Here is an 18,305-nt window from a genome sequence, read left to right on the forward strand (position 1 = left end):
ATACGGAAAAAAGGAGCGCGCAGCAGCGAGTCCGTGCAGACGGCGCGCAGCCTGGAAAAACTAAAACATCGGGGCGTGGGTGTCTGACATGGGAAGCGGGGACAAGCCATACCGGACAGGAGCCACATAACCCCCCGTGTAGGAGTGAGCCTGCTCGCGATGGCGTCAGGTCAGGCGATATGTTCGTGACTGACCCACCGCAATCGCGAGCAGGCTCACTCCTACAGGGTTTGTGTGCGCCGTTAGAGGCGGCGTTTGCGGTTGAGGTTGGGGATGGTGGTCGGGGCGATCTCGACCTGCCTGGCCTGCCGCGAGGTCTGTGCCGCCAGCGCGGCCAGTGTCGGCTGACTGAACAGCGTGCGCGCGTCGACATGCAGGCCGGCCAGACGCATGCGCGCGACCAGACTGACCGCCAATAGCGAATGCCCGCCCAGTTCGAAGAAGTTGTCGTGACGCCCCACCTGCTCGACGTTGAGCACCTGCGCCCAGATCTGCGCCAAAGCACTTTCCACGTCACCTTCGGGTGCCTCGTAAGGACGGCTGAGCAGTGCCTCCGCCCCCGGCTCCGGTAATGCCTTGCGGTCGATTTTGTCGTTGGGCGTCAGGGGCAGCGCCGCCAGCATCACGTAGGCGCCGGGCACCATGAACTCCGGCAACTGCGCCAACACATGCGCTCGCAATGCTTCAAGCGTTGGCGCAGCCAGCTCGGTACGCAGGGTGTAATAAGCCACCAGCCGCTCATCGCGCACCAGCACCACTGCCTCACGGATCGCCGGATGTTCCAGCAGCCGCGCTTCAATCTCGCCCAGCTCAAGGCGCACCCCGCGCAGCTTGACCTGAAAGTCGTTGCGACCGAGGAATTCGAGGTTGCCATCGGCGCCGTAACGCACCAGATCACCGGTGCGATACAAGCGATCACCGGCCACGAACGGACTGTCGATAAAGCGTTCGGCCTGCAATTGCGGCAGGCCCAGATAGCCGCGCGCAACGCCCACTCCACCAATGTGCAAATGCCCACTGACGCCAAGCGGCACTGGCTGATCGCAGGCATCGAGGACATACAGCCGCGTGTTGCTCAGCGCCTTGCCGATTGGCACCAGTGTCGGCGGCAGCGGCTCGCCGGGCTCCAGGGTCCAGCCGCTGCTGTCGACCGTGGTTTCGGTCGGCCCATAGACGTTGTGCAGACGCACCCACGGCAGGCGCTCGCGCACTTGCCGGGCCAGGGCGACGGTCAACTCGCCGCCACCGTTGAGCACGTCGGTGAGGCTGGTGCACTGGCTGACGTCGTCTTGTTCGATGAACTGCTGCAACAGCGCCGGCACGAATTTGACCACGGTAATATTCTGTTCGCGGATCACTTGCGTGACATACGCCGAATCACGGTTGCCGTCGGCCCGCGCCAAGACCAGGCGCATGCCCGAGCACAGCGGCCAGAAGATCTCCCACACCGAACTGTCGAAACTGTACGGAGCCTTTTGCAGCAACGCGCCGTGTTCAGTCGGCGGCGACAACTGCGAGCCCCAGTGCACCATGTTGCAAGCGCTGCGGTGTTCGATCATCACGCCCTTCGGCGTGCCGGTGGAGCCGGAGGTGTAGATCATGTAGGCCAGATTCGCCGCGCCGAGACCCGGAACCTGCGGATTATCGTGCGGCTGCTCCTGCCAGGCACCGAGGTCGAGATCGATCAGCGGCACGCCGGGCTCGCCGAGCAGATCGCGCGTTGCGGCATGCACCAGCAACGCGACCGGTGCGCTGTCCTGCAACATGTAGTTCAGGCGTTGCAGCGGATAATCCGGATCGAGCGGCACATAAGCACCGCCAGCCTTGAGAATGCCCAGCAGACCGATCACCAACTCAGGCCCACGCTCGACGCAGATCGCGACTCGCGAATCCGGTTGTACGCCGAGCCCGCGCAGATGATGGGCCAAGCGGTTGGCCTGCTCATTCAGCTCGCGATAGCTCAGGCGTTGCTCGGCGAATTGCACGGCGATGGCATTCGGTTTGCGCTGCACCTGTTGTTCAAACAGCGCCTGAAGTGGCTGGTCCATCGGGCAGTCGACCGCCGTATCGTTGAACTCGATCAGCAGCCGTTGCAGTTCTTCCTGTGGTAACAACGGCAAGCTATCCAGCGCCCGCTGCGGCGTGGTCTCCAGCGCCGCGACCAAGCCATTCAGCGCCGACTGCACATAACTGCAAATGCGCTGCGCACCAATGCTCGACAGGGTTCGGGTGGTCAGACGCAAGCCCGTGCCGAGATCATCGACACTCAGGGCAAACGGGTAATTGGTGCGTTCCTCGTTGGCCAGGGTCTCGATGCCCTGCCAGGTTTGCCGGGAAGTCTTTTGCTCGACATCATCGCTGTGCCGGTAGTTGAGCAAGGCACTGAACAGCGGCGCTGGCGCGGCAACGCCACTGCAACGCTGGGCCAGCGCCAAAGAGGCATGTTCATGGGCGAGCAAAGCGGTCAGCCGTGCATGGGTGGACTTCACCGCCGCGCGCGCGCCTTCACCGACGTCGACCCGCAGCGGCAAGGTGTTGATGAACACCCCCAGCGCCCGGTCGGCACCCTCGCCGCCCTGCATGCGCCCCATCAACACTGTGCCGAACACCACGCTTTGCTGGCCGGATGTCGTCGCCAACACTTGCGCCCAGGCGAGGTGGATCAGGCTGGCGACGCTGACGCCCGCCAGACGTGCCTGCTGCTGCATGCGCTGATAGAGATCGCTCGCCAGGGTTTGCTCGGCTTCTTCGATGTTGCTGCCGTCACCCTGTACGTTCTGCAAAGCGAACGGCAAGGTCGGCTCGTCGATGTCGGCGAGCATCTGGCGGAAAAACGCTTCATGCTCCTGTTCACTGACACCCAGTCGCGTCTGCGCCACATAGTTGCGGTATGGCACCGGCGGCGCCAGCGGTTCAGCGCTCCCGGACAGGCAGGCGTGGATTTCTTCGCGCATCGCCTCCAGCGCAATGTGATCCATCGCCAAATGATGGAACAGCAAGATGCCGACCACCCGGTTGTGCGCGGGATCACGGGCATACATCAGGCGCAGTAGCGGCGCCTGACTGACGTCGAGGCGATAACGCCGTGCATCGAAACGCTCGTGCAACTGATCGATGATCGCGCCGCCAACAGGGTCGAGTTCGACTTCCTCCACCGGCAAAATGGCCTCGCGCCACACCACTTGCACTGGCGACGTCAACCCTTCCCAAACCACCGCCGTACGCAGGATATCGTGCCGCGCCATGACCTGACGCAACGCAGCGGCGAAGGCCTCGACCCGCTCGAGGCTGTCGAACGCCAGCAGCGATTGCAGCAGGTACGGATCACCCTGCGCAGCGGTGATGTGGTGATAGAGAATGCCTTCCTGCAACGGCGCCAAGGGGTAGATGTCCTGCACATTGGCGGCACCACCCGGCACCGTCGCGACAATGCGCTCGATCATCGGCTGATCCAGTTGCACCAGCGGCAGCAGATCCGGCGTGATGTGCGTGCAATCGGGCGCAATGCGGTTGGCCGGCACCTCGACTTCGCGGCCGCTGCCCTCCGCTGCTGCCAATGCGGCCAGTGTCGGTTGGCTGAACAACACGCGAACATCGCTGCTCATGCCAATCTGGCGCATGCGTTCGATCAGGCCGACGGCGAGCAAAGAGTGGCCGCCCAGCTCAAAGAAGTGGTCGTGACGCCCTACCCGTTCGACTTGCAAGACCTCGGCCCAGATCTGTGCCAAAGCAATTTCTACGTCACCTTGGGGCGCCTCGTATTGCCGCCGGATCAGCGCTTCCGGCCCCGGCGCCGGCAAGGCCTGGCGATCGAGCTTGCCGTTGGCCGTCAGCGGCAACGTCGCCAGACGGATATAGGCGGCCGGCAGCATCGCGGCTGGCAAGCGCGATGTCAGGTGCGCGTGCAGTTGCAGGATGTCCAGCGTTTCACGTTCGGTGAACCACGCCAATAGCTGGCCGTCACGCACCAACGCCACGGCTTCCTGCACCGCGTCATGGCTGGCGAGTGCCGCTTCGATTTCGCCCAGTTCGACACGCACGCCACGGACTTTCACCTGGTCATCGTTGCGACCGATGTACTCAAGATTGCCGTCGGCGCGCCAGCGGGCGAGATCGCCGGTGCGATACATGCGCGCATCCGGCTGTGCACTGAACGGGTCGTCGAGAAAGCGTTCGGCGGTCAGCTCCGGGCGATTCAGATAGCCCCGGGCAACCCCGGCGCCGCCGACATACAGCTCGCCGATGATGCCGATCGGCAGCGGGCGCTGCTGATCATCGAGCAAATACGCCGTGGCATTGCTCACTGGTTTGCCGATGTGCAACGCCTGCCCGGACATGATCAGCCCCGAGGTGGCGACCACCGTGGCTTCGGTCGGCCCGTAGTTGTTGACCACCGCAAAACCCGGCGCACGGTTGAACTGGCGCAGACGATCACCGCCGATCAGCAAGGTGCGCAAGGTCGGGTGGTCGAGTTGTTTGCTGAAAGCGTATTCGGCAATCGGCGTTGGCAGGAAGCTCACGTCCAGCGGCTGCGCACGCCACCAGTCGAGCAGCGCGTCGATGTCTTCGTTGCCTTCGCTTGCGGGCGACAAGTGCAATGTCGCCCCGGCACACAACGCCGGCCAGACCTCCCACGCCATCGCGTCGAAACCGAAGCCGGCGAGGCTCGAAGTGTGCTGTCCGGTGCCGAGACCGAATGCCTCGCAGTGCCAGTCGACCAGATTGCCGAGTGTGCGGTGCTCGACCATCACACCTTTGGGCAATCCGGTTGAGCCGGAGGTGTAAATTACATAAGCGAGGTTTTTCGTGGTCAACCCCGGCACGTCGGGATCGACCATGTTATCGAGCGACCATTCGCGCCGATTGAGCTCGATCACCGGCAGCGCTGTGGCGGGCAAACGCTCACGCAGATCGCTTTGGCTCAGCAACGCCACCGGAGCGCTGTCACTGAGCAAATAGCTCAGGCGCTCGGGCGGATGCGCCGGGTCAATCGGCACATAAGCGGCGCCAGCCTTGAGAATCGCCAGCAACCCGACCAATGTATCGAGGCCTCTGCGGGCAACGATCGCTACCCGGTCATCCGGCCGTACACCGAGGCCCAGCAGATGATGGGCCAACGCGTTGGCTTGCCGGTTCAGTTCGGCGTAGCTCAGCGTCCGCCCCTGACAAGTCGCGACCACAGCGTCCGGTTGTTCGGTCACTCGGGATTCAAATCGCCGTTGAATCAGCTGGCCCTGCGGATAACTGACTCGGGTGTCGTTCCACTCATCGAGCAGGGCCAGCTCTGCCGGGCTATTGAGGTTGAAATCGGCGATTGCCAGCGCAGGGCATTCCAGGCCTTGCTCCAGTATCAACAACAAGTGTTCGGTCAACGACGCGATCTCGTCTGCCGTGAAACAGGCCGGCGAGTACACCAGATGCAACCAGGCCTTATCGGTGTAACGGTTGCTGCGCAGGTGAAGGGCCAGCGGTGTCGCCTCGTACTGGTTGGAGACCTTGACCGAGTGTCCCGACGCCTCACCGTAACGGTAGTCATGGTCGTCCTGTTCGTACGACACCGACAGTTCGAACAGTTGCGCACGGTCTTCACGCAACAGGCCCAGCGCGCGGTTCATCTCGCTCAGCGGGTAGCGCTGATGGCGGAAATCCTGCTTCAGGCCAGCGCCGATCGCCTTGATCAATTCACCAAATGACAGTGCCCGGCCAAACTCCATACGCATTGCACTGACCTGGGTGAATAACCCTAGAGTGCTTTTGAAGCGGGCACCGGAGCGATTGAGAATCGGCAACCCGACCACCCACTCGTCACGTTGCGCGGTGCGACTGAAATACACGTGCAGCGCCGCCAGCAACACGTGAAAGGCCGAGCCACCCAATTGCCGCGCGCAGTCCTTCATGCGCTCGTGCAGCACGGTTGGAAAAGCCTCGACGTGGATGCGACTGGGGGCGGCTTCAACGTCGAGGGATTCGCGATGGCGGGCAGTCAACAAGGGTTCGGGCAAGCTGCGGTACTTGTCCAGCCAGTAGCGTTGATCTCGCTCATAACGGGGTGACTGGTGGTAGCGCGCGTCATCTTCGATAAAGCCGACGTAGGACGGTGCCGCCCCACTCGGACGCTCGCCAAGGCACAACGCGCTGTAGATGTCGCCCAGCGACTTGAACAGCAGAGCGAAAGCCCAGCCATCGATAATCAAGTGGTGGGCCTGCGCTGCCAACCAGTGGCGATCGCGATCGAGGCGAATCAGAGTGAAGCGGAACAACGCTTGCCCGTGCAACACGAAGGCATGCGCCATCTGCTCTTCGACCAGCGTGCGGGCCGCCGACTGCGGATCGGGGTGTCCACTGAAGTCATGCAGCGGCATGGCCACCGGCAACGCCTGGGCAAACCCTTGCAACGGCAGCCCGTCGTGACCAACTTCCGATCGCAGAACAATGCGCAAGGCATCATTCGCTTCCACCAGACACTCAAGCGCCGATTGCAGCAATGCCGGATCCAGCGGCCCGGTCAGCTCCACATAACCGCCAATGTTATACAGCGGCGAATCTCCACGGCTCAGTTGGTCCAGCCAGATATCCCGTTGAGCGGCAGTCAGCGCGAATGTCTCGACAGGCACGGACAGATCGTCCGCCACGTTGGCAGAAGTAGGCTGCATAAGATCCTTCTCATGTGATTTTGCCGGTATTCAAGCATCGGCCCCGAGGCTGACATGACACCTGAAACCCGGACAACCGCGAGGCTCGAACACGCCTGTCTGACGTTACGGGCGTGTTTATCGTAGGCACTGTCGAAAAGCTCGGAGAGGAAATACTGAAAAGCTTGTAGGAAAAAAACCACATAGCAGCGCCGCCATTTGCCCGAGCGCTGCCGATCAGAACTCCCCTTCGCCAGGTTTTCCGGGGCTTGAGCGTGACTGAACAGTCACTCATGCCGGTACACCTGGGTTCAGCGGCGTCAGAACCCCGGCGCCAAGATTCAGAAATAGTGGCACTTTGTGTCCCTGTTTTCCCCTACAGACGTAGGACAAATCCATAGGCTTAAATCCCGCTCCAGATCATGTTCAAGGAGAAATGACTGCGTGGGCGGCTTTTACAGAGACGGCAGACGATTCAGTGATGGCTCTGAACCAGGGATGAAGGATATGAATCTGACCGGCACTATTCGCAACACCGAAAACCCGCATTTCTACTGGCAACTCGGTGAACTGATTGCCAGTACCGGCGATGATCACTTCGCCACGAACATGTTCCAGTTGGTCGACACGCTGGTGCCGGTCAACCGGGTAGATCTCAGTGAGTGGACGCTGGATGAGCGACAGGCCAGCGTGGTCGAGATCAAACCGTTGGGCAGTGCCGGTCTGACGCAGACCTGTGCACCGGCCGATCCGTTGGAAAGCCCCGACGATCATCCGCTGTTGCAGAAAATGATCGAGATGAACGACTCTCTGCTGATTCAACTGAAAGCCTCGCTGCAGCCGCGCCATCCGCAACACAGCGCCCATCAATGCAATCTGGTCTCGCGCACGTCCAACCGCCGTTGCGTGATTTCGTTTTACCGACCGCATACACAACGGGTGTTTTCCCTGCCGGAGTTGTCGTTTCTGAAAAGTCTGTCCGACACCCTGCTGCCACTGATCGAACGCCACGCACAGATCAGCCGGCAGATCCTTGCCAGGCAACCTCGCCAACCCTTGGCCGAGCTGGATCAGGCACCGCTGGCGCAAGTGTTCGATGAGCGCTTGGCGCTCAGCGACATCGCCCTGTCGGTGCGCGAAAAAGAAGTCTGCCTCGGTTTGTTGACCGGCGGCACCGTGCCGCAAATGGCGGAAAAACTGCGAGTCAAAAACAGTTCGATCGAGACGTATCTCAAGCGTGCCACCGCCAAACTCGGCGTCAGTGGCCGCCATGGTCTGGCGAAATGGATGGCCGGGGCCTGAGCACAACGCTCTTATATGCATGAGGCAGTTCGATGTTGACGTTGCGACTTTCCCTGCTGTCCATCGCGGTGCTGATGGGCGGTTGTTCATTGATTCCCGAGTATCAGCGCCCCGCATCCCCCACCGCCGCGCAATATCCGACAGCAACGCAAGCGGCCAGGAACGGCGAAGACTGGCGCACACTGTTCACCGACCCGGCGCTGCAACAGCTGATTGAAAGCGCCTTGGTCAACAACCGCGACCTGCGCGTGGCGGCTCTTAACGTCGAAGCCTTTCAGGCGCAATACCGCATTCAGCGCGCCGACCTGTTCCCGGCGGTGTCGGCCAACGCCAACGAGTTGCGCCAGCGGATGCCGCCGAGCGTGACCCAGGGCAAAGCGCTGATCAACTCGACGTACTCGGCCAACCTCGGCATCAGCGCCTATGAACTGGATTTCTTCGGGCGCGTGCGCAGCCTCAGCGAGGAGGCCTTGCAGACCTGGCTCTCGACTGAAGAAGCGCGGCGCAGTGCCGAGCTGAGTCTGGTGGCCAACGTCGCCAACGCTTACCTGACCTGGCGCGCCGATCAGGAACTGCTGGAACTGACCCGCGACACCCTTGCCGCCGATGAGCAGAGCCTGCACCTGACCACGCGCAATCGCGAGGCCGGCAAATCGTCGGCGCTGGAACAGGCGCAGGCGCAGACCAGCGTCGACAGTTCCCGGGCCAATCTGGCGCGCTACCAGCGTCAGGTCGCCCAAGACTTGAACAGCTTGACCTTGCTGGTCGGCGCACCGGTGCCGGACGCCCTGCCCGGCCGTCCGCTGGCCAGCGATCTGGTGCAACAACTGCCGGCCGGACTGCCTTCGGACCTGTTGCAGCGCCGTCCGGACATTCTCCAGGCTGAATACAAACTCAAGGCCGCCAACGCCAATATCGGCGCAGCGCGGGCGGCGTTTTTTCCCAGTGTCAGCCTGACGGCGAATGCCGGCACCTCCAGTCGTGACCTGTCCGGATTGTTCGGCAGTGGCTCGGGCGCATGGAGCTTTCAACCGCAGATCAGCCTGCCGATCTTCAATGCCGGCGGCCTGCGCGCGAGTCTCGATTATTCGAAGTTGCAGAAAGACGTCGCAGTGGCCGAATACGAAAAATCGATTCAGACCGCGTTTCAGGAGGTCGCCGACGGCCTCGCCGCGCGCAGTACGTATCAGCAGCAATTGCAGGCGCAGCGCGATCTGGTCGCGGCCACGCAGACCTATTACAACCTGGCGCAGAACCGTTATCAGAATGGCGTCGACAGCAGCCTGACGTTCCTCGATGCGCAGCGTTCGTTGTTCAGTTCGCAGCAGGGTCTGATCACCGATCGCCTTGCGCAACTGGTCGCCGAGGTCAATCTGTACACCGCGCTGGGCGGTGGCTGGAGCGCTGACGAGTCGCGAATGCAGTGAGCCATCGTCACTTTTTCTTACACCTTTTGTCGCTCGATCCTGTGCCGTGCGGCGATCCGTGGCCGGCCTCTGCCCTCAGTTTGGTATCATGCGCCGCTTTTACGGTTAACCCCCCGCCAGTCCTGCTGACTGACGGGCTGCAAAAGGCGGTATTAGATGACGGCTTTGTTGACTCGCCGCAAGGTGCTTGCGGGAATGGGCGTGCTCGGGCTAGGCCTGCTCGCCGGCTGCGACACCCGCGGCCAACTGTCGTACAAGTACGGCAAGGATCTGAGTAACAAGATCATGGGGCGCACCTTCAAACTGAAGAACACCGACGGCGAAACCATGACGCTGTCGAGCTTTCGCGGCATGATGCCGATGGTCTTCTTCGGTTTCACCCAGTGCCCGGCGGTCTGCCCGACCACCCTCGCCCGCGCAGCAAAAATCAAGAAACTGATGGGCGCCGATGGCGATCGCTTGCAGGTGATCTTCATCAGCCTCGATCCCGAGCGCGACACCCCGGAAATCCTCGACGCCTACATGAAAGCCTTCGACCCGACCTTCGTTGCGCTGTACGGCACGCTTGAGGAAACCGCGGCCACGGCCAAGGAATTCGACGTGTTCTACGAGAAAGTCCCGGCCGGCGACACGTACACCATCTCGCACACCGCCACCAGTTACGTTTACGACTCCAATGGCGGCTTGCGCCTGGGTCTGTCCACCTCGCTTTCGGCAGAACAATGCACGGAAGATTTGCTTACTGTTATGGAGGTTTGCTGATGCAACCTGTTCTGAACCACCTCAAACGCGCTGTTATCGGTCTGTCTCTGCTGGGCCTGGCGTTCCAGGTCTCCGCGCAGACCAAAGTCGACGACGCCTGGGTGCGTGCCACCGTGCCAACCCAGACCGCCAGCGGCGCGTTCATGACCCTCACCGCCGACAGCGACAGCAAGTTGCTCAGCGTCGCGACGCCGGTGGCCAAAGATGTGCAGATCCACGAAATGACCATGAAGAACGACGTCATGAGCATGGGCCCGGTGAAGTTCGTCGAGCTGCCGGCCGGCAAAGCCGTCAAGCTTGATCCGAACGGCTACCACGTGATGCTGATGGGCCTGACCGGTCAGCTTAAGGAAGGCGAAACAGTGCCGCTGACCCTGACCGTGGAAAACGCCAAGGGCGAGAAACAAACCATCGAAGTTAAGGCACCGGTTCGTGCGCTGACCAACATGGAAGGTCACGATCACAGCAAGATGCATTGATCACTGAGCGGCAGTAAAAAAGGGGCGGCCCGATCGATGATCAGGCCGCCCCTTTTTTTGTTTTTGATGTGTGCCGAATTAACGCTTGCGGGCCAATGCCTTGCGCACGCTTTCCCGTGACATCCCCGAGCCGGAACGGGTCACGGCTTTCTCTACGGGCGCCTTGGCCAACTGTCCCTTGCGCTTTTCCACCTCACGCCACTGGTAACCGAGATATCCGCCTGCCGCCACAATCCCCAGCCAACCGAACACCGAACTGACGAAGAACCACAGCCCGAGGGTGATCCACACGTTTTTCGAGGTGAACAGCTTCAAGCTGTCATCAGCAGGCAACGGTTCAACCGGTTCAACCGCTGCCTGCTGCGTCACCGGCACTCTATGCACGCCATCCAGATCAATGCGCCAAGCGAAGTCCGCCCCGGCCACCGGAATGTCTAGCTGATTGCCTTCAGCACGATGCCCCCGAATGTCGCCATCGACGAGCGACGTGGAGCTGAAACTGATCTGGGTTTCATAGTGAATCTCGCCGTTGACCTGGGTCACGACCGTTCGTTTTTGGTCAATGCGGGTGTCGCGCATGTCGATTCCTTGAGCGTTCCACGTCGGACGACGTGCGAAGGGATAATCCGTTGGGCTCGAATGCTACTGAGTGGTTATTACGCTGTCCAGAAGGCGTGCTTTTAAGCTACTGACCTAGGCGAAAATCCTCCGGCATGAGTCTGTTCTAGGCTACCAGCCATGATGGAAAGTGTGCTTTACATCGAATAAATCTTCAGCGACCATGTAAAGGGTCTTTTACATAGGAAGTGAAGAATGAACCGGTACTACCTCGAATTGGGCGCAGCATTAATCATCTACATGCTGGTCCTGACAGCCTCATTGATTGCCTCGCAATACCTGATGGACGCCCCCATCGTGCTGCGCTCGGCCGTCGCACTGACGCCGATCATTCCGGCGGGACTGATGTGCTGGGCCATTGTGCGCAACATGCGGCGCATGGACGAAATGCATCTGCGCATCCAGTTCGAAGCGCTGGGCTTCGCCTTCGCCGCCTCGGCACTGTTGACCTTCAGCTACGGTTTTCTGGAAAACGTCGGCGCTCCGCACATTCCGTGGACGTGTGTGTGGCCGGTGATGGGGCTGATGTGGATTGTCGGCCTGCAAATTGCGCGACGCCGCTACCAATGAAAAACCGCCTTAAGGAATTGCGCGCCGAGCGCAAGTGGTCGCAAGTCGATCTGGCTGAACGCCTGAGCGTGTCGCGTCAGACCATCAACGCGATTGAAAACGAACGCTACGACCCGAGTCTGCCATTGGCTTTTCAGATTGCCCGGGCGTTCGAGATGCCGATTGAAAGCATTTTTGATGATGGCGAACCTTGAATGAAAAAAGGGGCAACACACGTTGCCCCCTGTTGTATCAACTCCCCGCGCCGCCATGCGCCTCTTCAAAGAAGTAATCCTTCCAGCTGTCGGCCTTGTTCTTCAGCACGCCCAGTTCCTGCAATTTCTCGGCGTAGATAAAGGTGCGCTGCGGCACCACGGTGAAATCGATTTCCGGGTCTTTGACGATTTGCTCAACCAGGGCCAGCGGTAGTTTCGACTGCTCGACACGGATATAAGCCTGAGCCGCCGCCGGTTTGTCGGCCTTGATGATCTTCTCGGCCTCGGCCAGCGCGTCGTAGAACGCCTTGTAGGTCTTCGGGTTTTCGTCGTGGAATTTTTCTGTGGTGTAGAGCACGTTGAACGTCGCCTGGCCGCCGAGCACGTCATAGGAGCTCAGCACTTTGTGTACGTTGGGATTCTGCAAAGCCTGGTACTGGAACGGCGGACTGGAGAAGTGCGAGTTGATTTCCGAGCCGCCGGCGATCAGCGCGGCGGTCGCATCGGGGTGCGGCAGGCTGACTGAGATGTCATCGAATTTCTTGTACTGCGCGTCACCGAACTCCTTGGCGGTTTCGATCTGCAAAGTACGCGACTGGAAGCCGACACCGGCGGCCGGCACAGCAATTCGGTCCTTGTCGGTGAAGTCCTTGAGCGTCTTGATGTTCGGGTTATTGGTCAACAAATAGTTGGGCATCGAACCCAGTGCGGCGATGGCTTTGACGTTCTGTTTGCCTTTGGTGCGATCCCACACGGTGAGCATCGGCGGCACGCCCGCCGAAACCACATCGAGCGAACCAGTCAGCAGCGCCTCGTTCATTGCTGTAGCGCCGGAAATGCTGTTCCAGTCGACCTTGATATCGAGGCCCTGCTCCTTGCCGTGTTTTTCGATGAGGTTCTGATCGCGCACCACATCGAGAATCAGGTAACCGATGCCGAATTGCTGGGCGATGCTGATCTTGCCTTCGGCCTGAGCGCCGGTGCTGAACAACGCACTCGCGGCCAGAGAAGCGGCCAGCAGAGTCAGTGCGGAACGTTTGAACGGTGTGGCCATGACAACCTCGCAGCATGGGGTGGTTTGCTGAAAGGCCTGACTTTATCGCTATAAAAAATAGAAATTAAATATCTTTATCGCATATCGATAGCACGGGTTGTTGAGCGGAATGAGGCTGCGATCTTTTGATTCCGGGTTTCGATAACAAGATCAAAAGATCGCAGCGTCCCGCAGCTCCTACATTGGAATTCGGTGGCGGCTCGAAGGGTTAAACAGCCTGAAACAATAAATCCACCAGCCTCAATATCGTCGATTGCCGTGCCACGCGAGGGCCGGTCAGGGCTGCAGACGCGACATCACCTTCGAAAGCTCGCGCACCAGCGCATCAGTTGAGCGTTTAAAAGGGCGATCAGACAGCCCACCCTTGGTATCATCGCGCACACTTTTATGACGATTTAATGGCTGGAAGGTCTTTTTTTGTGAGCGCTCTTTTTAACCGGTTGCGGCAGCCGTATGCCCGCCTCTTTTCGCTGATTTTTCTCGTGTTGATTGTGCCGGTGTGCCTGCGTGCAGCACTGGGCTGGTCAACACCGCTGGGCTATGTGTCGGACCTGGCCATTGGCAGCCTGTTGGTGGTGTTGCTGCATCGCCGGGCGTGGTGGCTGGCCTTGCCGGTATTGGTGTTCTGGGGATTGCTGGCGGTGGCGACGGCTGAGCTGGTCAGCGCGGTCGGGCGTCTGCCGACACCTTCGGATATTCATTACCTGATCGATCCGCAGTTCGTCGAGAACTCCACCGGCGGCGGGCTGGCGCATCCGGCATTGGGCATCACCTTGCTGCTCGCCCTGCTGTTTTGGCTGCTGACTCAATTTGCCGGCCGTGGCATGCAGCGTCCAGCCCTGCCCCGCGCGGTCTGGGGCGCGCCGCTGGCGCTGTTCGCCGCGCACTGGGGCGCGCAAAACCTGTGGCCAAGCGAAGCGGATCCGTGGCGCCAGTACAATCTGCCGCACCAGTTGCTGGCGACCGAAGTGGCCGATCTGCAGATCCGGGCCGAGGAATGGCTCGATGGCGATGTCGAAGAACCCGCGCCGGCCATGGCCGGACTCACCGACGTCGACCTCAACGGGCAGAAACTGCTGGCCGTACCAGGTCAGGCGCGCAACGTACTGATCATCGCCCTCGAAGGCATTCCCGGCGCCTACATCCGCGCCAACCGCGAGGCCATCGGCAGCCACTATCAGGAAGACCTGATGCCCAACCTCAGCCGCTGGGCCGAGCGCGGCATGAACACCCCGGATTACGTGCTGCATACCCACCAGACCATTCGCGGTCTGTACGCGATGCTTTGCGGTGACTACGACAAACTCAACAACGGCACGCCCAAAGGCGTGGAAATGCTCACCCTCAACGAACGCAATCAGGCCTGCCTGCCGGCGCAACTGCGGGAGCACGGCTTCAGCACGCACTATCTGCAAGGTGCCGGCCTGCGTTTCATGGCCAAAGACAAGATCATGCCGCACATCGGTTTTGATGCGACCCACGGTCTGGAGTGGTTCAGCAACAGCAACTATCTGGAATTCCCGTGGGGCAAGGATGACAAGGCATTTTTCGAAGGCGCGCTGGACTATGTCGGCCAACTGAAAAAGCAGAAAAAGCCGTGGATGCTGACGTTGCTGACCGTCGGCACCCATCAGCCCTACTCCGCGCCTGAGGAATATCTGGAGCGCTACGAAACGCCGAAACAAGCCGCCGTCGGTTATCTCGACGATGCGCTGGAACAGTTCCTCAGCGGCCTCGAACATCAGGGCGTTCTGAAAGACACGCTGGTGGTGATCACTTCCGACGAATCCCACGGCATCGACGGCGTGCGCCTGGCCTCTTCATGGGGCTTCAATCTGACCTTGGCGCCGGAGCAAGAACAGCTGCCGCGGCTGAATAAAGGCGTGTATGGCCACGTCGATCTGAGCACCTCGATCCTCGACTACTTCGACTTGCCGGTGCCCTCCGCGCTGAGCGGTCGTTCGCTGTTTCGCGACTACGACAGCGGCCGCGAAATCATGTCGTTCACCAACGGCAAGCTGCGTTATCACAACGGTCAGGGGATCTTCTCCGAGTGCGACATGCCACGCCGTTGCCGCTATTACGAAAGCGCCGGCTTCATCGCCGAAAGTGCCACATACAAAGGCAACTACAGCGGCCACCCGGCCCGGCAGATCGCCGCCCGCGCCAATGCGCTGGACCTGTCACTGCTGCGTACGCCGCTCAATCATCGCTATCAGTTCGGCAGCACCAACGTCATCCCGCTGCAGGCGCAGATCAAGGATGACTGGGCCGACAATCTGATCGGCGCACAGTACCTGGAAATGCCCAAAGGCTCGCACACCCGCGTGCGCCTGACCGTACGTTCAGTCGACCCGCAGCAGGCTGCGTACATTCAGCTCAAGGCCAAGGAGTTTGAACAGGACGTACAGATCGGTTTGCCACAGGAGATGGTGGCAACCGCCGACCAGCCACTGCAAATGAATTTCAGCTTCGACAACCCGCAAGAGCGCAAAGCGTTTTCTTTCCATTTGCTGGGGTATGGGTTGGGTGCGGTTGAGGTGACGGACTTCAGTGTGATTACTGAATTGCCGGGGCAAGAGGATATTCTCGACGACGTGCCGGAGGACGACACCGCCCAATCCACCTGACCAAGGTTCTATACGGGCGAGCGCGCAGTAAAAGGTTCTGACTATCAATGTCCAATAGTCGGCCTATTAGCTGACTCCCCAAGTCGGGTCTAGCCTTACTAGTCCGAAGTCGGCACGAGCCGGCCGTAGCAGACCTGATAAGGACCCGAACATGGCAAACGAATCGAAATGCCCGTTCAACCACGCCGCCGGTGGTGGTACGACGAACCGTGACTGGTGGCCGAATCAACTCAACCTGAAAATCCTCAGTCAGCATTCGCCAAAGTCCGACCCACTGGGCAAGGATTTCGACTACGCCAAAGCCTTCAAGAGCCTCGACTTTCAAGCCCTGAAACAAGATCTCAATGCGCTGATGACCGACTCCCAGGACTGGTGGCCGGCCGACTTCGGCCACTACGGCCCCCTCTTCATCCGCATGGCCTGGCACAGCGCCGGCACCTATCGCACCGCCGATGGCCGTGGTGGCGCCGGCTCCGGCCAGCAACGTTTTGCGCCGCTGAACAGCTGGCCGGACAACGTCAGCCTCGACAAGGCCCGCCGCCTGCTGTGGCCGATCAAACAGAAATATGGCCGCAATATTTCCTGGGCCGACCTGATCGTTCTGACCGGTAACGTTGCGCTGGAATCCATGGGCTTCAAGACCTTCGGTTTCTCCGGTGGCCGCCCCGATGTGTGGGAGCCGGACGAAGACGTCTACTGGGGTTCGGAACACGAATGGCTGGGTGGCGACAGCCGTTATGGCAAAGACAAGTCCGCCATGCAGGAGCCCGGAGACGGCACGCTGGTCGCCGAGCCGGATTTACACGGTAAAGAGGAAAGCCGCACCGATCAGGGCGAACGCAATCTGGAAAACCCGCTCGCTGCGGTGCAAATGGGCCTGATTTACGTAAACCCCGAAGGTCCGGAAGGCAATCCGGACCCGGTCGCGTCGGCCCACGATATCCGCGAAACCTTTGGCCGCATGGCCATGAACGATGAAGAAACCGTCGCGTTGATCGCCGGCGGCCACGCCTTCGGGAAAACCCACGGTGCCGGCCCTGCCGATAACGTCGGGCCGGAACCGGAAGCGGCCGGCCTCGAAGAACAGGGCCTCGGCTGGCGCAACGCGTTCGGCACCGGCAAGGGTGGCGATACCATCACCAGCGGCCTCGAAGTGACCTGGACCACCACACCGACAAAGTGGAGCAACAACTACCTGGAAAACCTGTTCGGTTTCGAGTGGGAGTTGAGCAAAAGCCCGGCTGGTGCGCACCAGTGGATTCCGAAAAACGGCGCCGGTGCTGGCACCGTTCCGCATGCCCATGATCCGAGCAAAAAACTTTCGCCGACCATGCTCACCTCCGACCTGGCGCTGCGTTTCGATCCGGCCTACGAGCAGATCTCGCGGCGCTTCCTCGCCAACCCGGATCAATTGGCCGACGCCTTCGCCCGCGCCTGGTACAAACTGATCCACCGCGACATGGGCCCGCTGTCGCGCTACCTCGGCCCGGAACTGCCGAGCGAAGAATTGCTGTGGCAGGATCCGATTCCGGATGTCACTCATCCGCTGATCGACGACAGCGATGCGGCGGCGCTGAAAAGCAAAGTACTCGCCTCAGGCCTGTCGGTGTCGCAACTGGTCTCCACCGCCTGGGCGGCACTCTCGACGTTCCGCGGCTCAGACAAGCGCGGCGGCGCCAACGGTGGTCGCCTGCGTCTGGCACCGCAAAAATTCTGGCAGGCCAATCAGCCTGAGCAACTGGCCAAAGTGCTGCAAACCCTTGAGGGCATTCAGGGCGAGTTCAATGGCGGCGCTGGCAAGAAAGTCTCGCTGGCAGACCTGATCGTGTTGGCAGGGAATGCCGGGATTGAGCAAGCGGCGAAAAACGCCGGGCACTCGATCAGCGTGCCGTTTAATCCCGGACGCACGGATGCCACTCAGGAGCAAACCGACGTCGACTCCTTTGGCTTCCTTGAGCCGATTGCCGATGGTTTCCGCAACTACAGCAAAGGCAAATACACCGTGTCGGCCGAAGCGTTATTGATCGACAAGGCTCAACTGCTGACGCTCACCGCACCGGAAATGACTGTGTTGCTGGGTGGTTTGCGGGTGTTGAATACCAACGTCGGGCAGACCCGTCATGGTGTGTTCACATCGCAAACTGAAGCGCTGACCAACGACTTCTTCACCAACCTGCTGGACATGGGCGTGGAGTGGAAGCCGACTTCAAGGGATGCGGATGAGTTCGAGGGGCGCGACCGTAAAACCGGCAGCGTGAAGTGGACGGCGACGCGGGTGGATCTGGTGTTTGGTTCCAATGCGCAACTGCGGGCGTTGGCTGAGGTGTATGCCAGTTCGGATGCGAAGGAGCAGTTCGTTAAGGACTTTGTTGCGGCGTGGACGAAGGTGACAAATCTGGATCGTTTCGACCTGAAGTAACTTTCGGTCAATAAAAACGCCGCATTATTAATGCGGCGTTTTTTATGTATATGGCTTGGGCTTTGTGGTGAGGCTTACATCTTACCCCCTCACCCCAGCCCTCTCCCCCAGGGGGGCGAGGGGGAAAGGGGGCCGATCTTCGTGCTGTTCAAAACCTGAGTTCGACTCCGGACTTTCAGGTCGGCGTAACTCGAACATTCACCTCGGTCAGTCCCCTC

General features: G+C 60.4%; 11 protein-coding genes. 8 read left to right on the forward strand and 3 right to left on the reverse strand.

The annotated features are described in order from the left end of the window. Positions 1-242: 242 nt before the first annotated feature. Positions 243-6,653, reverse strand: coding sequence for an amino acid adenylation domain-containing protein (locus ACI514_RS13165; protein WP_405124018.1), 6,411 nt, complete (start codon positions 6,651-6,653; stop codon positions 243-245). A 486-nt stretch (positions 6,654-7,139) separates the two neighbouring features. Here ACI514_RS13165 and ACI514_RS13170 point away from each other — a divergent pair, with 486 nt between their 5' ends. From ACI514_RS13170 to ACI514_RS13185, 4 genes are all read left to right on the forward strand, one after another. Continuing rightward, positions 7,140-7,934 (forward strand): helix-turn-helix transcriptional regulator, encoded by a 795-nt coding sequence (locus ACI514_RS13170; protein ID WP_405124019.1) that lies wholly within the window; start codon positions 7,140-7,142, stop codon positions 7,932-7,934. Positions 7,935-7,966: 32 nt separating this feature from the next. Continuing rightward, complete coding sequence (locus ACI514_RS13175) at positions 7,967-9,361, forward strand: efflux transporter outer membrane subunit (RefSeq protein WP_405124020.1); 1,395 nt, start codon at positions 7,967-7,969, stop codon at positions 9,359-9,361. A 156-nt stretch (positions 9,362-9,517) separates the two neighbouring features. Then, complete coding sequence (locus ACI514_RS13180; protein ID WP_008079652.1) at positions 9,518-10,123, forward strand: SCO family protein; 606 nt, start codon at positions 9,518-9,520, stop codon at positions 10,121-10,123. Beyond that, positions 10,123-10,602: a copper chaperone PCu(A)C gene (locus ACI514_RS13185; RefSeq protein ID WP_405124021.1), complete on the forward strand. Its 480-nt coding sequence runs from the start codon at positions 10,123-10,125 to the stop codon at positions 10,600-10,602. The genes ACI514_RS13180 and ACI514_RS13185 overlap by 1 nt, the downstream gene beginning before the upstream one ends. Positions 10,603-10,680: 78 nt before the next feature. Here ACI514_RS13185 and ACI514_RS13190 read toward each other — a convergent pair whose 3' ends face one another. Continuing rightward, positions 10,681-11,181 (reverse strand): hypothetical protein, encoded by a 501-nt coding sequence (locus ACI514_RS13190; RefSeq protein ID WP_160057477.1) that lies wholly within the window; start codon positions 11,179-11,181, stop codon positions 10,681-10,683. 234 nt (positions 11,182-11,415) lie between these two features. Between ACI514_RS13190 and ACI514_RS13195 the strand changes: the two genes are divergently transcribed. Further along, the gene (locus tag ACI514_RS13195; RefSeq protein ID WP_102899169.1) at positions 11,416-11,790 is read left to right on the forward strand and encodes a hypothetical protein; all 375 of its coding nucleotides are present in this window, start codon (positions 11,416-11,418) and stop codon (positions 11,788-11,790) included. Further along, on the forward strand, positions 11,787-11,984 hold the full coding sequence (locus tag ACI514_RS13200; RefSeq protein WP_160057476.1) for a helix-turn-helix transcriptional regulator: 198 nt from the start codon (positions 11,787-11,789) through the stop codon (positions 11,982-11,984). The genes ACI514_RS13195 and ACI514_RS13200 overlap by 4 nt, the downstream gene beginning before the upstream one ends. Before the next feature lie 37 nt (positions 11,985-12,021). Here ACI514_RS13200 and ACI514_RS13205 read toward each other — a convergent pair whose 3' ends face one another. After that, positions 12,022-13,038 carry an ABC transporter substrate-binding protein gene (locus ACI514_RS13205; RefSeq protein ID WP_127928543.1) on the reverse strand — a complete coding sequence of 339 codons (1,017 nt, stop codon included), beginning with the start codon at positions 13,036-13,038 and terminating at the stop codon, positions 12,022-12,024. Between the two features lie 419 nt (positions 13,039-13,457). Between ACI514_RS13205 and ACI514_RS13210 the strand changes: the two genes are divergently transcribed. Continuing rightward, positions 13,458-15,668 (forward strand): LTA synthase family protein, encoded by a 2,211-nt coding sequence (locus tag ACI514_RS13210; RefSeq protein WP_160057475.1) that lies wholly within the window; start codon positions 13,458-13,460, stop codon positions 15,666-15,668. A 151-nt stretch (positions 15,669-15,819) separates the two neighbouring features. After that, positions 15,820-18,087 (forward strand): catalase/peroxidase HPI, encoded by a 2,268-nt coding sequence (katG, locus tag ACI514_RS13215; protein WP_405124022.1) that lies wholly within the window; start codon positions 15,820-15,822, stop codon positions 18,085-18,087. The last annotated feature ends 218 nt before the right edge of the window (positions 18,088-18,305 follow it).

This window comes from Pseudomonas sp. M20 (genome assembly GCF_045037865.1).
GTDB lineage: Bacteria > Pseudomonadota > Gammaproteobacteria > Pseudomonadales > Pseudomonadaceae > Aquipseudomonas.